Annotated in this window: 20 protein-coding genes; 15 read left to right on the top strand and 5 right to left on the bottom strand. The window is 36.2% G+C overall.

Annotation, left to right across the window (positions count from 1 at the left end):
- The first annotated feature begins 214 nt into the window (after positions 1-214).
- Genes E0H94_RS10055 through E0H94_RS10035 form a run of 5 tightly spaced genes read left to right on the top strand, consistent with a single transcriptional unit; the run spans position 215 to position 4,713 of the window.
- Positions 215-664 carry a type IV pilin protein gene (locus E0H94_RS10055; RefSeq protein ID WP_131326396.1) on the top strand — a complete coding sequence of 150 codons (450 nt, stop codon included), beginning with the start codon at positions 215-217 and terminating at the stop codon, positions 662-664.
- A complete protein-coding gene (locus tag E0H94_RS10050) occupies positions 658-1,146 on the top strand; it encodes a Tfp pilus assembly protein FimT/FimU (protein WP_131326394.1) in 489 nt (162 codons plus the stop codon). Before E0H94_RS10055 ends, E0H94_RS10050 begins: the two co-directional genes overlap by 7 nt.
- Positions 1,124-1,738: a type II secretion system protein J gene (locus tag E0H94_RS10045; RefSeq protein ID WP_131326392.1), complete on the top strand. Its 615-nt coding sequence runs from the start codon at positions 1,124-1,126 to the stop codon at positions 1,736-1,738. Before E0H94_RS10050 ends, E0H94_RS10045 begins: the two co-directional genes overlap by 23 nt.
- Positions 1,738-2,403: a PilW family protein gene (locus E0H94_RS10040; protein ID WP_131326391.1), complete on the top strand. Its 666-nt coding sequence runs from the start codon at positions 1,738-1,740 to the stop codon at positions 2,401-2,403. Before E0H94_RS10045 ends, E0H94_RS10040 begins: the two co-directional genes overlap by 1 nt.
- Positions 2,404-2,412: 9 nt before the next feature.
- A complete protein-coding gene (locus tag E0H94_RS10035) occupies positions 2,413-4,713 on the top strand; it encodes a hypothetical protein (RefSeq protein WP_131326389.1) in 2,301 nt (766 codons plus the stop codon).
- A gap of 519 nt (positions 4,714-5,232) precedes the next feature.
- Here E0H94_RS10035 and E0H94_RS10030 read toward each other — a convergent pair.
- Complete coding sequence (locus E0H94_RS10030; protein ID WP_131326387.1) at positions 5,233-5,469, bottom strand: hypothetical protein; 237 nt, start codon at positions 5,467-5,469, stop codon at positions 5,233-5,235.
- 720 nt (positions 5,470-6,189) lie between these two features.
- Here E0H94_RS10030 and E0H94_RS10025 point away from each other — a divergent pair.
- From E0H94_RS10025 to E0H94_RS09990, 8 genes are all read left to right on the top strand, one after another.
- Positions 6,190-6,393, top strand: coding sequence for a hypothetical protein (locus E0H94_RS10025; RefSeq protein WP_131264419.1), 204 nt, complete (start codon positions 6,190-6,192; stop codon positions 6,391-6,393).
- Positions 6,394-6,531: 138 nt separating this feature from the next.
- A complete protein-coding gene (locus tag E0H94_RS10020; protein ID WP_131326385.1) occupies positions 6,532-6,966 on the top strand; it encodes an I78 family peptidase inhibitor in 435 nt (144 codons plus the stop codon).
- A 111-nt stretch (positions 6,967-7,077) separates the two neighbouring features.
- A complete protein-coding gene (locus E0H94_RS10015) occupies positions 7,078-7,437 on the top strand; it encodes a hypothetical protein (RefSeq protein ID WP_131326383.1) in 360 nt (119 codons plus the stop codon).
- A 247-nt stretch (positions 7,438-7,684) separates the two neighbouring features.
- The gene (locus E0H94_RS10010; RefSeq protein WP_131326382.1) at positions 7,685-7,954 is read left to right on the top strand and encodes a hypothetical protein; all 270 of its coding nucleotides are present in this window, start codon (positions 7,685-7,687) and stop codon (positions 7,952-7,954) included.
- A 294-nt stretch (positions 7,955-8,248) separates the two neighbouring features.
- Positions 8,249-10,888, top strand: a complete 2,640-nt coding sequence (locus E0H94_RS10005) for a bifunctional aconitate hydratase 2/2-methylisocitrate dehydratase (protein ID WP_131326380.1) — start codon at positions 8,249-8,251, stop codon at positions 10,886-10,888.
- 63 nt (positions 10,889-10,951) lie between these two features.
- Positions 10,952-11,296: a hypothetical protein gene (locus tag E0H94_RS10000; RefSeq protein ID WP_131326378.1), complete on the top strand. Its 345-nt coding sequence runs from the start codon at positions 10,952-10,954 to the stop codon at positions 11,294-11,296.
- Positions 11,274-11,516 carry a hypothetical protein gene (locus E0H94_RS09995; protein ID WP_131326376.1) on the top strand — a complete coding sequence of 81 codons (243 nt, stop codon included), beginning with the start codon at positions 11,274-11,276 and terminating at the stop codon, positions 11,514-11,516. Before E0H94_RS10000 ends, E0H94_RS09995 begins: the two co-directional genes overlap by 23 nt.
- 108 nt (positions 11,517-11,624) lie before the next feature.
- Positions 11,625-11,846: a hypothetical protein gene (locus E0H94_RS09990; protein ID WP_131326373.1), complete on the top strand. Its 222-nt coding sequence runs from the start codon at positions 11,625-11,627 to the stop codon at positions 11,844-11,846.
- Between the two features lie 178 nt (positions 11,847-12,024).
- On the opposite strand, the gene E0H94_RS09985 is transcribed toward E0H94_RS09990, so the two are convergent.
- A complete protein-coding gene (locus E0H94_RS09985; RefSeq protein ID WP_131326371.1) occupies positions 12,025-12,510 on the bottom strand; it encodes an Lrp/AsnC family transcriptional regulator in 486 nt (161 codons plus the stop codon).
- Positions 12,511-13,035: 525 nt separating this feature from the next.
- On the opposite strand from E0H94_RS09985, the gene E0H94_RS09980 reads away from it, so the two are divergent.
- On the top strand, positions 13,036-13,767 hold the full coding sequence (locus E0H94_RS09980) for a hypothetical protein (RefSeq protein ID WP_131326369.1): 732 nt from the start codon (positions 13,036-13,038) through the stop codon (positions 13,765-13,767).
- Positions 13,768-13,797: 30 nt separating this feature from the next.
- Here E0H94_RS09980 and thiM read toward each other — a convergent pair whose 3' ends face one another.
- The 3 genes from thiM to E0H94_RS09965 all read right to left on the bottom strand — a co-directional run bounded on the left by thiM (position 13,798) and on the right by E0H94_RS09965 (position 16,264).
- Complete coding sequence (thiM, locus tag E0H94_RS09975; RefSeq protein WP_131326368.1) at positions 13,798-14,667, bottom strand: hydroxyethylthiazole kinase; 870 nt, start codon at positions 14,665-14,667, stop codon at positions 13,798-13,800.
- Between the two features lie 12 nt (positions 14,668-14,679).
- Positions 14,680-15,837, bottom strand: coding sequence for a hypothetical protein (locus E0H94_RS09970; RefSeq protein ID WP_131326366.1), 1,158 nt, complete (start codon positions 15,835-15,837; stop codon positions 14,680-14,682).
- A gap of 163 nt (positions 15,838-16,000) precedes the next feature.
- A complete protein-coding gene (locus tag E0H94_RS09965; protein ID WP_131326364.1) occupies positions 16,001-16,264 on the bottom strand; it encodes a hypothetical protein in 264 nt (87 codons plus the stop codon).
- Between the two features lie 343 nt (positions 16,265-16,607).
- Between E0H94_RS09965 and E0H94_RS09960 the strand changes: the two genes are divergently transcribed.
- Positions 16,608-16,904 (top strand): hypothetical protein, encoded by a 297-nt coding sequence (locus E0H94_RS09960; RefSeq protein ID WP_131326362.1) that lies wholly within the window; start codon positions 16,608-16,610, stop codon positions 16,902-16,904.
- Positions 16,905-16,961: the final 57 nt, after the last annotated feature.

The following is a 16,961-nucleotide window of genomic DNA, read 5'->3' as shown; positions in this document are numbered from 1 at the left end:
TCAATAATCATCCTCATAAATGATGGCTTGGACTGTCAGGTATAACCTTTCCTTTTGAAGCAGCACAGAGTTTTTAACAGTATTTAACTGATAATTAGGTGAAATATTATTAAATGAGAATTAATTTTTTGCCAATTGGTATAAATTTTTATCAAAAAACATACAAAAATGTGATAAGTTTAACCATTTACAAAAAAACATATGTAAATTTCACATGTATCAAATATTTAAATATAAACCAAACAGAATTTCAGGCTTTACTCTTATAGAACTTATGGTAACCATTGTAATTGTTGCTATTTTGGCAGCAATAGCTCTCCCTTCGTACCAAAGTTATATTAAGCGAGCGAATATTAAAGCTGCTCAGGCTGATCTTGTCTCATTAAGCTTGGTATTTGAAAACTATTATCAAAGAAATCTATCCTATCCTAATCAAGATTATGCAAGTGCTAGTGCATTAAACGCTAGTTCGGCTTTTCCGCAATGGTCTGCCAGCAAGTCAGATATTTTTGAGTTTTCAAGTAAAACGGTGGATAGCGGCAAAGGCTATGAATTAATAGCAACAGCAAAAGATTCTAGTAACTTAGTCGGTTGTAACTTAAAAATTACGAATACTAATAGTCGTACTTCAACAACAAGCTGTGATGGTCAGACGACATGGTAATCGAAAAATCAAAACAATATGGAATTAGCTTAATTGAGTTGATGATCACAATTGCGATCTTGGCAATACTAGTCACTATAGGCACATCCTTTACTGGATTATGGGCAAAACAGGCTGAATTAGATAAAGCTTCAATGTCACTTAAAAGTGCTATGAGTTTAGCTAAAGCCACAGCAATCCGTAATGAGTTTGGTTTGAATGCTGCTCAACCATCAAGTCAGATATGTTTAGATGAAGTTACTAAACACCTTACCGTACATAAGGCAACTTCAACTGGATCAGCGAGTTGTTCAAGCCCAAAAGTATTTGATTATCCTTTAAATTCCGCCATATTGATTAGAAATCCTGATACTACACTCTTTCGGTGTTATGCCTTCAACAACTTTGGACAAGTCACTACAGAAATTACGACTAATTGCAAAACCAACTTATCTTTGACGATAAGTAATGGAACTTTAAATGAAACGTATACCCTCAATTAAAAAAGCACAAGCAGGACTTGGTTTATTAGAAGCTCTAATCGCTATAGCGCTCTCATCTATTGTTATTTTAGGGGCGGTTTATAGTATTGGTCGTATGCTTGTCAGTCAGCAACAAAACAATCTGCAATACATTGTTATAAATGAGCTTCGTGCGAAAATGCAAAATGCAACAGCTGAAGATAAAAAACAGTGGTGTGAAGGAACTAAAACCCTTTCAATTAATATCAGCAACAGCAACAGCAACAGCAACAGCAACAGCAACAGCAACAGCAACAGCAACAGCAACAGCAACAGCAACAGCAACAGCAACAGCAACAGCAACAGCAACAGCAATACTAGTAATAATGGTAATGGCAATAGTAATGGTAATGGAAGTGGTAATTGTAATGGCGTAGGTAACGAGAATTGTAATGGCAAAGATGATGATAAAAACAAAGATATTAATGTGAAAGTTATTTGTAAGGAGATGACAGTTACTGTAAATAGTTCCAGTAATAATTTGAATGCCACGATTTCTGACAGTCAGCCGATGAAATTTGAAATAGAAAGTGAGTCATTAGAGGAGCAAATAACAGTAGGGGAATTTTTATAATGAAAAGTCAGTTAGGTACAACATTAATAGGGTTGTTGGTTGGACTTGTAATTTCAATGCTATGCATTATCGCTGTTTTAAGTGTTTACCGAACCATGGTTAAAACTGGAGTTGATTCGAGAGTGGCTTCAACTCACGATACTCAGTTGCAGAGTGGATTTACAACTGCCCAAATGTTTTTACAAAATGCAGGATTCGGATTAGATGGATCATCACATTTCTTACAATCGGATACTATTTCGATAGACTCAAAAAATGTAAATGCAATTTTATGGCGTTTCAAAGAAGGCTCAACAGTAGTTTGCCAAGGGCTAGCCGATGTTGCGACTGCTGATAATAAGAAACGTAGTTTTATATTACTGAATGGATTTTTAGGCGAGACAGAAACGAATTGTTCAGAAACAGAAAGTCTGAGTTCAACGACTATTAAGTGGAAAGTTAAAGCCACTCTAGCCGAATTAGAGGATTATTCTCTAGATAAATCTAATCCCAAACAAATTAATTTTGAGCAATCGACTACTAACTGTACACCATACGGTGCTGGCGATCCAGATGTAAACACTCAGCATCCTTTAGTAACCATTTTAGCTCAAACAAGCACTCAAAAAATTGCAGGATTAGGCCAAATTAAAGTACCAGTTTGCCTCATGAATATTACTGCTTAGGGCCTTAAAATGACATTAAGAAATAAAAATCTCCCAGCTTCACAACGTGGTTTTGCAACAATTTTAATTGTTTTACTTGTAGGGCTAACTATTGCTGCTTCAGCTTTAGGCACGGCTTATTATATAAATACCTCTCAACGTACGTTGGTGACGAGTCATGCTTTAACTAATGCACAATCTGGGGCTTGGACTGGTGTTGAAGTTTTCCGAAAATATTTAGATCAATATGTAGGTAAAGTAAAAAATAAATCTGAGGTAGAGGTTGAGACCGAGGTTAATAAATTAAAAGGCGAAACATTCACGTTGAATGTAATTGATGGGCGAACATTGAATGTAAGAAATGTCGATGTTGAAGTCCTTAGTACAACTCCCAAAACATATCGTGTCTCAGCAAATATTCAGAATTTGAGTAGTAAGTCGGAATCATCAGCAACGATACAAGTTACTTACCTAATTTCTTTAGGTAAAGGAAATAATTCAACTAATAATAATACTTCGGTAAATGCAATAGATATTTATGGTGATCTTAAAGTTGCAGGTGGTATTGAAATTAAAGGTGGTAAGAATGCTGTGGTCAATGTACATGGTAACTTTGAATCCACTGGAAACACCTTTATTGGTGTAAATGAACTCAATGTTACAGGCAATGTTACTTTAAATGGAGGTGGTGAAAGAATTGGAACAATTGTATCAAATGGAGATGTATATTTAGGCCCGGGCAGTGAAGTTGACGTCGTTTATGCTAAAGGAAAAATTACAGTCAATACTGGGAAACAAGTGGGTGAAATGTATGCAGATAAAGATATTATTATTACAAATGGTAGTGTAAAAGTTGCGAATACTTTATCGAATATTAACTTAAGTGGTGGTGGTACTGGAACAATATTAATTGCAGGTGGCGATATCACTGTGAATAATGGATCTGTTGGTAATGCCGATGCTCAAGGAACAATTTCTTTTACAGGTAATAGCGCTAATACACTTACTGCAGGTAAAAAAATCACTGTAAATAATGGTTCAGTTGGTACAGTAAAAGCAAAAGACGAAATAGTCACGAATGGAGGAAATATTACTAACGCATTTGCAAAAGGCAATATTACTGTAAATTCCAATAGTGTAACTCTGTCTAGAAGTACAACTGAGAAAACTTTTATTTGTAATGCGGATTGGTGGAATAAACTTGAATATATTAATGCAAAAAAAATTCAATATAGCCAGCAAAACTGTGCGAAAGAATCGTCTAATGCTATAAATGTTTCATCGACGCCTACAGTCAATTTCTCAAGTGAAGAACCTAAACGACCTAGTGGATCAACTAAGGCTGTCATTGTTACAGATGAAATTCTAGTGAATGTCCTAGATAATTTAGCAGATGCAAATTATATCTTTTATATAGATAGCAACCAACGCATTAAAGTTAAAGTCCAAAATGTGAAAGATCAAACGACAAACGTTGATTACAGTGGTGATTATTATCTTGCTAAAATTAAGCTTGGTGGAAATCAATATTGGGCTGGAAATCCTTATACTGGCTATTTATGTAAAAAGTTAGATTCGACAGATCCAGAGTTTTGTGAAAATACACCTAATATTGGACAACTTAAAAATTATATTTATCAGCTTAAGCTGTTCCCGAATGAACCCAATACCACAAATGGTCAATTTGTAAGTTACCAAAGCTCTGATAGAACATGGATATTAGCAGACACTAGTTATTATGGAACACATAGTAGTATTGCTCCAGATGTACCATCTCTTGCACCAGGAGTAATGTTTTTTTATGGTAATTTAAGGGTTGGGCAGGGTGCGTACAATAATTCAATGTTAGCAACTGGTAATATTGAGGCATCTATTCCATCTGTTTATTCACCTAACTATGCAGGTGCAAATAAAATTTGTAATGTCTCAGGTTACAAGATGCCCTCAAATTTGTGTAAATCGAGTTCAGAATTAACGAGTGCTACTATTGGAGATATTGCATTAATGGCAGGCTCATGTACAAACGGAAACAGTCTACAAGCGTGCAAAGCCAGTTATAATGGAGGCAATATTAATCTTACATCGAATTCATATATTTTTGGTAAGGTAATAGCTGGTTCTCGTTTTAATACAGCGGGTGCTAGCCAAATTTCTGGGCAGATTACAGCGGCAAATTTAGGTGCAAGTCAAAGCAATTTTTCTTCATTTAATAGTAGTGTTGTCATTGACCTTACTAATGTGAAAAATGATTCAGGCAATAATACTGATGATAACAACACTACTGGATCTGATGGAAATTTTACAAAAATTAAGTGGGCACGATATTTATAGCCCATGAGTTTAATTTAGTTAAACAGCCCCTTAGTAAGGAGCTGTTTAACATAAATTTTATAAGAAGCCTATTTTACTTGGTATAAAATCCTTTAGGGGAATGTACGAAACCCTCAACAATTTTTCTTTCCGTACAAATAGGGACTATTCATCCATCCTTCAAAGCCCCAAAGTATAGTAAAAAATATAGATGGTTTTGTAGGCTATTGAACTATAAATTCAAACTGTTATATAGTTCCTGCGAAGTATCGCTAAAATATAAAACATTCAAGTACAATCTTTTATAGAGCTTTATAGTTAATTACATTCATTGAAAATCACCAATCTCAGAACTGGCGTTACTAAGTCACGGAAATAATATTTTTTAGTAAGATACTATTTATGATTATATTATTGGGGATTTAACCAGTATTAAGCAATACGGATGTAGACTGTTAAGTAATTTCAGATTAAAAATACAAATGTCTAACTTGTAGATTTAGTCTGAAATAGCACTCAACAGGTCTATTCTTATCCCACTTATTGAGAACTATCTCTGCTGTTATGACTTGGATGCTGAGATTCGGTGGCTGAATGTTCTGCAGTGTTTGTTGGTTGTTGGGCGACTTTTGGTTCGCGGTTAGGCATATACTCTGGATCGCTTGACATCGCTAAATATAAAAAAGAAAAAAAGATGGTCGTGATAATTCCAACAATAACAATAAATTTCCAACCCAATACGGTTGATTCGGTGTCGTTAGAAGAAGATGTTTTCATAAAAAGCCCAAATGGGAAAAAGGCTATGTATAGCACAAAGCTAGTGCCATGTGATAACTCGTTGAAAAATAATTTATGCCTTTGGGTTTGATCCAAATACTTAATATGAGTCGAGTCAAAGGGCAGAAAAGGACGAAATAGAACCTATTAAGTGCCGTTTAGTAACTCTTCGAAGGGTCACGGGATTCGTTTTAAGTTGCATTCGTATTTACTGATTAAATATGATAGCTCTGAATATCAGTGATACTCGTATACAACAATAATTTGCAAATGGAAAAACCATATTGATATTGCGATTAACTCTTAAAAAAGAAATGATGGTTTTTTATTCGCTTATTAATAGTACAGGTTTAAAATACCAGAATGAAGGAAAATGAAAAACAAGAAGCATCAGTCTGAATATCGTTGTCAATGGAGTGAATTACATATCTGTATAGATGCAGAAATGTTTCAAATATATAAGTTTCAGCTCACTACAAATAATGTTAGTTCGATTCACAAGTACTCAGTAATTTAATTCATCCATATTTGAAATATAGCTTCTACTACGATCTTTATATTTGAACAAGCTTCGAAAAAGTATTTCCATCGTACTTGAGGTGATTTATCTAGATCAAGAAAATCTATAAATAACAGTCATTAGATACCTAAAATCAATAAAACCATATGAAAAGTATGTGTATAGTAAGTAGACGAGCTAAATATAGAGCGATGATCACTATGCCAATCAAATTTGTACTGCGTTTTGCAGCCATTTTATTTTCTGTTTTAATCTTGGCGGCAATAGCTATTCAATTTTTCTTCAATCCTGACTATACCGTGATCTTTTGGATCTTCTCTATACCTTTCATTTTGGGGACACCAATTTTAGCTTCTGTAGTTTTAGCGAAAAATGAAGAACTTGATATTCATTCAGTGAATTAAAGTTAATGTATAAAAGAAGTTTTAAGTATGGAAAGCTCATCATTTGATGGGCTTTTTTGATTGATATTTAGCAAAAATCGCACAGTTTGTTTTCAATATTTTTGCTATGTTAATCTTTTATTTAAAGAAATATCCTTTATGAAAAAAATCGTGATGCTTGGACTGATTATGACGGCTTTGTCGGGTTGTAGCACTGCACAAAAGAGTGAAACTGTAAAACCGAACGTTGGTATGGCAAATCCTGCGAGTACTTTTTGTGTTGAACAAAATGGTAAATTAGAAATTAGAAAAGAAACGAATGGTGAAGTTGGGTATTGTCATTTACCTAATGGGCAGATTGTTGAAGAGTGGGAATTTTTCCGTGCAAATCAGGCAAAATGTGTACCTGAACAAGCGGCAGCTTTGGTTGGGCAAAGTGGCTTGACCGAGGTACAAATTAAACAAAAAACGAGTGCACACGTCGTACGTTTAGTTCAACCAGGTCAACCTGTGACGATGGATTATCGTGAAGACCGTGTTACGGTCACGATTAATCCGAAAGACAATAAAGTGGTTCAAGCGAGTTGCGGTTAATTTTTTCAGTGAAATAAGCCCAAATCAGGGCTTTTTTCATATTCGTAGATAGTAAGAGTTCTTCATTTTAAAAAGTTTGACTATCATAGGGTGCAAAATTGGAGAGTATGCATGAAAAAAGTTTATTTTTTGGCGATTGTGGCGGCATTAGCTGGATGTTCTGAAAAGAAGCCATTAACTCCTGAAGAACAATGGCATGGTTACTGTACCAGTATGGGCAATGCTGCACGTTCAATTATGCTCGATCGTCAAAGTGCTATTGAAAAAGATAAAGCCATAGAACACGCGAATAAAATTGATGATGAATTTACTAAAAAGTTCATTTTGGGGATTATTGAACAAGTCTATGCCTTGCCAGAAGAGCAAATTAAACAAGATAAAGACGCAGCACGTGAGCAAATTAAGGCACAAATTACAGAGAAATGTTTGGTAACGCCACATGATCAATTGCCAGAGTATAAGCAGTTTTAAATGAGCTATAACGGATAGAATACAATCTTTTCTGAAAATCTAAATGCAAAATGAGGCCTTGTGTAAGAGTGATACAAGGCTTTTTTGCTTGGGTGGGTTTTCCCTAGAACGAAATAGTCTTATTTAGGATCAATAGAATAGCCTAAGTATATTTAAAATATATTATGAATGCGATCTGAGGATATAGAAAACTATCAATTTTTAAACAATAATGAAAGCAGAATAATAACAACCAATGAGGTGAGATATGGAAGTTGTTGGTTATTTAAATCACGCAGATTTACTTTTACAGAATGAAACACATTGTATGATTATTGCGGGTAGTCATTATGTGCTTAGTCTTGGCGATAGAGTTTATATACAACACTCAATTGATACAGATCTAAAGCTCTATGCTGTAAAAATTTCATTTATTAGCGCACAGCATCTTATGCTGCATGAGGATGAAGTTCAGGTCAAATTTGAAGGGGATAAATCTGCCTTGGCGGAGTATTTACGAGAAACCACTGTCCACTAAGGTTGAATATTTATCTAGAGTGAAAAAAGGCAACATAAGTTGCCTTTTTTGTTTTTGAATGGCAGTTCAAAGTTAATGTGAAAAAAGTCCAAATGATCTGACTATATTGCTGTTTTTATATGCAATCGATATGAGCATCATTTAGTTAAAAAATAATGGGCATCACGAAGAAACACTTGTAGCGCATTAACTTTTAACTGGAATTTTAGTAAAATCAAGCAGTCCATATTATTTGCGTAGCTTTATTTAAAGCAGGAATGCGTAAATAATTTTTTAAAAAAGAGGAATAACACCGTGCTAGAAGCTTACCGCCAACACGTTGCAGAACGTGCCGCACTCGGAGTCCCACCGAAGCCACTTGATGATGCTCAAACAGCTGCATTAGTTGAATTATTAAAAAATCCACCAGCTGGCGAAGAAGCATTTTTAGTTGATCTACTAGAAAATCGTGTTCCAGCGGGTGTTGACCAAGCTGCATACGTTAAAGCTGCTTTTTTGGCTGCTTTGGCTAAAGGCGAAGCGACTTCACCATTAGTTTCTAAAGAACGTGCGGTTTACTTACTAGGCACTATGCTTGGTGGTTATAACGTTGCTCCTTTAGTTGCTCTTCTTGATGATGCTGCACTTGCTGAATTAGCGGCTGAAGCATTGAAGAAAACTCTTCTTGTATTTGATGCATTCCATGACGTTGCAGATAAAGCAAAAGCGGGTAACGCGAATGCACAAGCGGTTATGCAATCTTGGGCTGATGCTGAATGGTTCACTAGCCGTAAAGATGTTCCAACTGAAATCAAACTTACTGTTTTCAAAGTAACTGGCGAAACCAACACTGACGACTTGTCACCTGCACAAGACGCATGGAGCCGTCCAGACATTCCATTGCACGCAAATGCGATGTTGAAAAACGTACGTGACGGTATCAACCCAGAAGTTCCTGGTGAAGTTGGTCCATTAAACCAAATTAAAGACTTAATCGCGAAAGGCAACCAAGTTGCTTACGTAGGTGACGTTGTTGGTACAGGTTCAAGCCGTAAATCAGCAACTAACTCTGTACTTTGGTTCTTCGGTGACGAAATTGCTCACATCCCGAACAAAAAAGACGGTGGTTACTGCTTAGGTTCTAAAATCGCTCCGATTTTCTTCAACACAATGGAAGATGCTGGCGCGTTGCCAATCGAGATTGATGTTGCAAACATGAACATGGGCGATGAAATCGTTCTTAACATTGATCATGCTGCTGCAAAAGTAACTGCAACTAAAGACGGCGCAGTAATTGCTGAAGCTGAATTGAAAACTCCAGTGCTTCTAGACGAAGTGCGCGCGGGTGGTCGTATCAACCTAATCGTTGGTCGTGGTTTGACGACTAAAGCGCGTGAAGCTTTAGGTCTTGCTCCATCTACTTTATTCCGTACTCCAGTTCAACCTGCTGCTACTGGCAAAGGTTTCACTCAAGCACAGAAAATGGTTGGTCGCGCATGTGGTCTTCCTGAAGGTCAAGGCGTACTTCCAGGTACTTACTGTGAACCTAAGATGACGACTGTTGGTTCGCAAGATACCACTGGTCCAATGACACGTGACGAATTGAAAGACTTGGCTTGCCTAGGTTTCTCTGCTGACTTAGTTATGCAATCTTTCTGTCATACTGCTGCGTATCCAAAACCAGTTGACGTTCAAATGCAACACTCGCTTCCTGATTTCATCATGAACCGTGGCGGTGTATCTTTACGTCCAGGTGATGGTATTATTCACTCTTGGTTAAACCGTATGCTTCTTCCAGATACAGTTGGTACTGGTGGTGACTCACATACGCGTTTCCCAATTGGTATTTCATTCCCAGCGGGTTCTGGTCTTGTAGCATTCGCTGCTGCGACTGGTGTTATGCCATTAGACATGCCTGAATCTGTACTTGTTAAGTTCAAAGGTAAAATGCAACCTGGTATCACTCTACGTGACCTTGTACATGCAATTCCTTACGTTGCGATTCAGCAAGGTGACTTAACTGTAGAGAAGAAAGGTAAGAAAAACATCTTCTCTGGTCGTATCCTTGAGATCGACTTAACAGAAATGGAAACAGATCTTACTGTTGAGCAAGCATTCGAACTTTCTGATGCGTCTGCTGAACGTTCTGCTGCTGGTTGTTCTATCACGCTTTCTGAAGAGAAAGTTGCTGAATACCTGAAATCAAACATCACAATGTTGAAGTGGATGATTTCTGAAGGTTATGGCGATGCGCGTACTATGGCTCGTCGTGTTGAGAACATGGAAAAATGGTTAGCGAACCCATCACTTCTTAAAGCTGATGCTGACGCTGAATACACGAAAGTGTATGAAATTGACCTTTCTACGATCACTGAACCAGTTCTTTGCTGCCCGAATGACCCAGATGATGCGAAATTGCTTTCTGACGTTCAAGGCGTGAAAATTGACGAAGTATTCGTTGGTTCATGTATGACGAACATCGGTCATTTCCGCGCAACTGGTAAGTTGTTAGAGAAAGTTCCTGGTGGCGTACTTTCAACTCGTTTGTGGATTGCTCCACCTACGCGTATGGACGAACGTCAATTGATGGAAGAAGGTTTCTACAATACTTATGGTAAAGCTGGCGCGCGTACTGAAATGCCAGGTTGTTCATTATGTATGGGTAACCAAGCACGTGTAGCGCCGAACACAACATGTGTATCGACTTCTACTCGTAACTTCCCGAACCGTTTAGGTCAAGGTGCGAACGTTTATTTAGCATCTGCTGAACTTGCATCTGTTGCTGCTGTACTTGGTAAATTACCAACTCCAGAAGAATACCAACAGTATGCAGCGCAAATTGATAGCATGTCTGCTGACATCTACCAATACTTAAGCTTCGACAAGATGACAGACTATACTAAACCTGCATCTGAGATTGATACGAAGAAAATTGCTGCTGCTCAATTGACTTAATTGATTGATAGTTAAGCAATAAGTGGTTTAAAATAAGGGCTAATTTATTAGCCCTTATTTTTTATGAATATATTAGATGTTGTAAATAGTGATAATAACTTAAGTAATTACTATCAAGTCATTTTGAAATTATGTAGCGATAACAATTACTCACTTCAACTAGAATATAAATTACCAGCTGATCCAATACCAAATCTAGGTTATTTTTCTGATAATATAAATCATGGTGTAATAAAAGTTAGTGCTGAATTGGATTTTAATGATCAGATTTCTTGTATAGCACATGAGTTGGCTCATGTTGAACTAGTATTAAATCCTAATATAGAGCAGAACTTAAGTTCTTTCGGAGATGATTTAAATAATTATATTGATAAAGTGTACTTTGATGGACATTTCATTACTAGATGATTCTGAAGATTTTAAAGTTTTTCAAGATGTTTTGAATGATTTGATTAAGATAGAGAAAAGTTTAAATGCAAACGATGGAGATTTTCAAGGATTAGTTAATGAATCATTATATCAAGTTTTCCAAAATTTTAAAGAAAGTAGTTTATCTATTGAAGAGTTAATATCTTCGTTGAAGAGTATTTTGTTGGTAAATGATCGGGCTAAAACTCTCTTGGTTTGATATTTTTAAACAAGGCTAATTATACTGAATAGTAACCCTACTTTACACTTAGTCAAATAAATCGTTTAATCCACGCATTGTGAAATGATTTAAAAAGTTAATGTAAAAATGCCTAAACAATCCCGATTCCTCTGTATTGGTGGTTTCCTCAACAGAACTCAAGTCAAAGACCAAGGCGATAGCTTTGTCTGTGTTGAAAACTCTAAAAAAGTGACCTATCGAAAAATGGAAATTTTCCATCAAGACTCATGGGATCATGACTATTATGTTTGTGAAACCACGACAGACCAACAAGCACGAAATTGGGTCTATGACATCGAGTCTAATTAATCAGATATATTTTTATTCAGTGAGTAGAATTATAACGAAGTTTCTTTAATAGACAGACAATAAAAAGCCCCATTTTAGGGGCTAGTCGTATAGCTCGCGCTATACTCATATAAGGCTCATCTCATACTAAGTATATTAAAACACAGATCTACCTAAATTGCAGTAAAAGAGTTTTGGATTATTCAATTAACATTAAATCTGAACTTGTTGCAGATTTGAGGGGTCGTAAAGCAAAAGTCGAGCGTGTATGTCGAATTCCTTTAATTGAATAGAGTTTTTTTCTTAGAAAACGCTCATAGTGTTCAGCATTTTTTACAGCAACTTTGACCAAATAATCATAATCTCCAGTCACTAAATGAGCTTCAATCACTTCGGGAATGTCTGCTAAAGTTTGGCTAAATTTCTCCAAAATTTCATCGTCATGTCGTTCTAGCGTGATTTCGATAAAGAATAATTCATTAATCCCAATTGCCTTGGGATTGATGTTGGCTGTATAGCCATCAATAATTTTTAGAGTCTCCAAACGTTTTAAGCGCGTCCAACACGGAGAGGAGGAAAGTCCGACTTCATCTGCGAGTTGTGCGACGGTCAATCTACCATTTTGTCTTAAAGCAGATAAAATCTTCCGATCAATTTTATCTAGGGTATATTCTGTGCTGTTCAAAATTCATTCCATAGAAGAATCTTCTTTAAAATATAAATATACTGCATTCTTATGCTGAAATTCTTTTAAATCACTTTAAATACAGCAGATAATTGTGCAAGTTAATGATTAAACTAGATATATAAATTATCACTGAATGGGTTAAAGGTGATAATTGAACCAATAGCATTTTTAGGGAAGGGTGACTTAAAGGTGCTATTGGTTCATTTTATGTCTTACTCTGTCATTACATATTCAAGCAATCAGTGAAAATGATCTAAAACTAAAAAATGATTGATAAAAATACTTAAATTTTTTATGGGTTATTTTACGAAAATTTTGGGTATTTCTATTCATTGGGTTAAAGTTGTATTTTACTTATATCTTATTGATTTTGCTAAATACATAATCCTGTAATCTATTGATTTAAAATATGAATATTCATTCTTTTTAACGAAATTAAAGCTTGAATTACCAAGTTTAGGGGATATTAGGTAGAAGCATCTCGTATTAGAATGGCTAGGTCTATTCAACTCGGACGGAGTTATGAATATTTCTGAAACAATAACAGATTATAAGAAGTTATTACCCGAAGATCAGAACCAATATCTAGAACAACTTTTAGCATTTGATCGTATTATTTTTCCTGATACCTGTAAGCAAGAATTGCATGATTTTATGCATGATTCTGATGCGATATCGGTACAAGTAGTCGAGTATTTTGATGGCGTTCGTTTAATTGGGTATAACAGTATTCTTGTATTAAAACTAAAAATTCGTGAAAAGAATGTTTTTGTGGCAAATTCTCGCGGTTCATTTTTACCCAATTATCAACGGGCCAACAAAACCATCAATTCAGTCATTAAAGTTGCGGTACAACATAGTATTAAACATCCACTTGTTCCTTTGTGGATTGTCATGACCTTAATGCAACCGAAAGCTTATGCTTTACTTGCATCTTGTGCACAGAATTTTTATCCACGCACTGATATGGACACACCTCAGGACTACCTTGAAATACTTAAATTAATTGCATTGAAAAAATCTGATGTGCAAAAACGTGGGGAAGGTATTTATGTACATCCTCGGGTAATTCCTGAAACTGCCTTAGATGAATCTATAAATATTCATGATCAGGCAAATCAACATATCGATTTCTTTATGCAACACACACCAGATTTCTTTGATGGAATGGGCATGGTGTGTGTGAGTAAACTCAATACCAAAATGCTGACAGAAGCTGCAATATTGAGTGCGATTGAACGTGCTGCAAGCTAAGCGAATTAGTGCTACAGAATGCTGACTTTCTTAACGATTGATGATTTTTACATCCGTATATTCATTCAATAGTTCTGTATCAATACGATCTAATGCATCTAAGAAAGCGACATTAAATGATCCGACAGTCTGTGCAGTTTGGTAAGCCAATTGTCCTGCCACGGCAAAATGCACATGTGCTGTTAGCGTTGCAGTAGTTGCATCGGTTACAGCACAATAAGCAGCAATTAATGCGCCAAGGGCACAACCTGTTGCAGTCACACGAGGTTGTAGAAAGCAACCGCCATTCACTTGAATGATGCTGTTTAATTCTTTAGAAAGAATAAAATCAGATTCTCCTGAAATCGCAATACACTCTGCATGGTCTAACAAAGTCCAAGCTTGTGCATAGACTTCAGCGCTATCCAGCGTACTATCTACTCCTTTACCTGCAACCTGATTACCCGCCAGTCCACTCATTTCAGAAGCATTTCCTCGAATCACTGTAGGTTGATATTGCAACAATTCATTGGTCATTTCCGAGCGCCAAGATAAAATGTTGCCATAACCGACAGGGTCAAGTACCCAAGGAATAGAAGCTTGATGTGCAGTATTGGCAGAAATTTGCATTGCCTGCATTTGTTCTGTTGTTGGTGTGCCCAGATTAATACTGAGTGCACCACTAATTCGAGTAAAACTTTCTGCTTCAAAGGGGTTATCAATCATGGCCGGTGAAGCGCCACACGCGAGTAGAACATTAGCTACATAATTGGCTGCGACACTATTGGTAATGCATTGTACTAGAGGCTGGGTCGCACGAAGCTGAGTATGTGCTTCAATAATTTTCTGTAGTAATGCTGCAGTTTGATCCACTAAATTATCCTGAAGGTCAATTATGGGTTGATTTGAAAGTGTAGACATGATGTTCACCATTCACCGTGTGAAATAGTGGTCCTGATGCTTACAACGTCGACAAAATAATGACACATATTCTTCGGCATCATAGTCAACGGCTAAGTCATTGGAACCACAATACATACAGCGTTTGACTGAATAAAAATTTAACCGCGGTTCAATTTTCTTCCACGAACGCCAGACAGGTTGAAAGAAAATACGTTCATCATAACCGAGAAACTTAAAAAATAGGATTTCACTCATTTTACTAAGCGGCATAGTTGGTAAACGAGGAAGTGTAGAGGTTTCCCATTTTTCTGCGAGGGATCGTTCTCGATACTGCTGAACAGTTTTTTTGAGTAAGTTGGTATTAATGAAGTTTTCATTGCGTGGCTTAAGCGCTTTTTGTTCATATAGATATTCTAATGCAGTTTGCATCAGATAATAAATCTGACCCACCGCGAGAGTATCCATTAAACGATAACAAAAGGTTTGAAAACTCTGATTTCCTGCAATTTGAACCCCCCAAGATTTGCAGTAAAATTGCATAAACTGAACAATTTCTTGATACAAGATTAAATACAGGGTGTTTTTAACTTCGTCAGCGTCTTTAAATGGAATACCGAGTTTTAAATTTTCGTAAAACCAATGTCTGAGTTGTTGGGTAATACTGAACAAACTTGGTTCTGTATAACCTTCTAGACGAACATTGACATAATATTCATGCGCTTCTTCGGCAAAATCTTTGGCAATTAAAATTTGGTCTTTTAACAGTTGCTTGAGCAAAGTACTTTGAAAATAATAATTGGGTGTAATCGGTTGATATTTAATTTTTTCCCAGTGAATAAATTCGTCATGTGCTGAATATTCCTGAATCTGATTATCCAGAATACTGAGTAAAAACAATTTGTGAAGAAAACTTAATTGGCTGAGTTCTAGCTCGACAATCTCTTTCTTTTTGAGTTTACGTTGCTCTTGCAGTCGCGTTTCTTGAAGTAATTTTTTACGTTTTGAAGCACAACTGTCACAGTGGCAAGTGAATTTATCCGACTGAAACACCCGATGCGCACAGTGACTACATTCATGAAATTGCACATCTTGATCATACTGTTCAGCTTCTACCCAATACATTGCTGCCTGACAAAGCGGACAAGTTGTACTTTCATCCAGTTGTTTTTGCAGAATTTGGAGCAGCATGATTGGTCATCGAATAATTGAATCAGTGCTTAAGATTATACACCGTTTAGGTGTTGTTCAGAGTTGAACTGTTAAGCATTTGTGCAAAGCTTTGCTGATGTTTTGCAAATAAAAAGAGCTACTGCTTCGAGTAGCTCTTTATTTGTTAGCAGTTAAAAAGAATTTAATAGGCTGCTGGGCAAGGCAGGGTTTCGTCATCTTCTCCGAGTTGTTTGGCACAAATTAAGGCTTTGACTTTTTTAGAAGGAATTTTTTTGCCTCCTAAAGCATCATACTGATTTAAAACGCTGCTGACTTCTTGCGCTTGCATTGGAATACCTTCGCAACACATAAATGTGGCAATCACTTTATGATCGATTCCTGCTGCGTGTAAGGTTTGCATGACTTTAATATTTCCCGTACGGATTAAGTGTTCTTTGATATACATTTTGCACCTCGTTTTTATTTTGCTCATTTTATAGTGCGCTTTGCACATCTATTTACAAGCAAAAAGCGTGCACAAATTGTAGTCAGTTTGAAAGATAAGTCATAAAAATGTCACTCTCGGCAGTGTTACGAAACGGTATGTAAGTAATATGGGAACAACAGAATTAAATGCATTGTAATTTATGGGCTATGAGTGTCTGATTCACTTTTTGTTTTTGTTCATCTGCCAGATAATTTTGATAAGACGTTATTACACCAGATTGCTTTGCGGTATAGATCACAGCATAAATCCGTGCACCTTGCAGAACAATTTCATATTGTCCTGTATTGCGTTGAGAATTACGTTGATTGAAAAAAAAGATGTTGTTCAAAGGGGCGACCTTCTGCCATCTCAATGGTTTCGGTTTTTATATAATGCAAAGAAATGGGTTTTAAATAAGGGAAATACATCAGTTTTATTGTTTGCTCATTTTGAGTTGGAGCAACCAAAACAAAATGATGTTGTTGATTTGAGCTTAAGCATTCCATGTATTGAAGAGTTGGCGCAGCAATTGCCGTTGATGCAAAACTTAACAGGATGCTGCTGTAAAACAGGTGTTGTATTTTCATTTTTAGCAGACATACTCATAGAAGAGGAATAAAGCGTATAAATAAAATACATCTCCTTAAAATTATGCGCAATCATGATTGAAATGCGG

Source organism: Acinetobacter sp. ANC 4173 (assembly GCF_004331255.1).
In the GTDB taxonomy this organism is placed as follows: Bacteria; Pseudomonadota; Gammaproteobacteria; order Pseudomonadales; family Moraxellaceae; genus Acinetobacter.
Note: the sequence above shows the minus strand (reverse complement) of the source record. Positions and strands in the feature narration are given on the sequence as shown.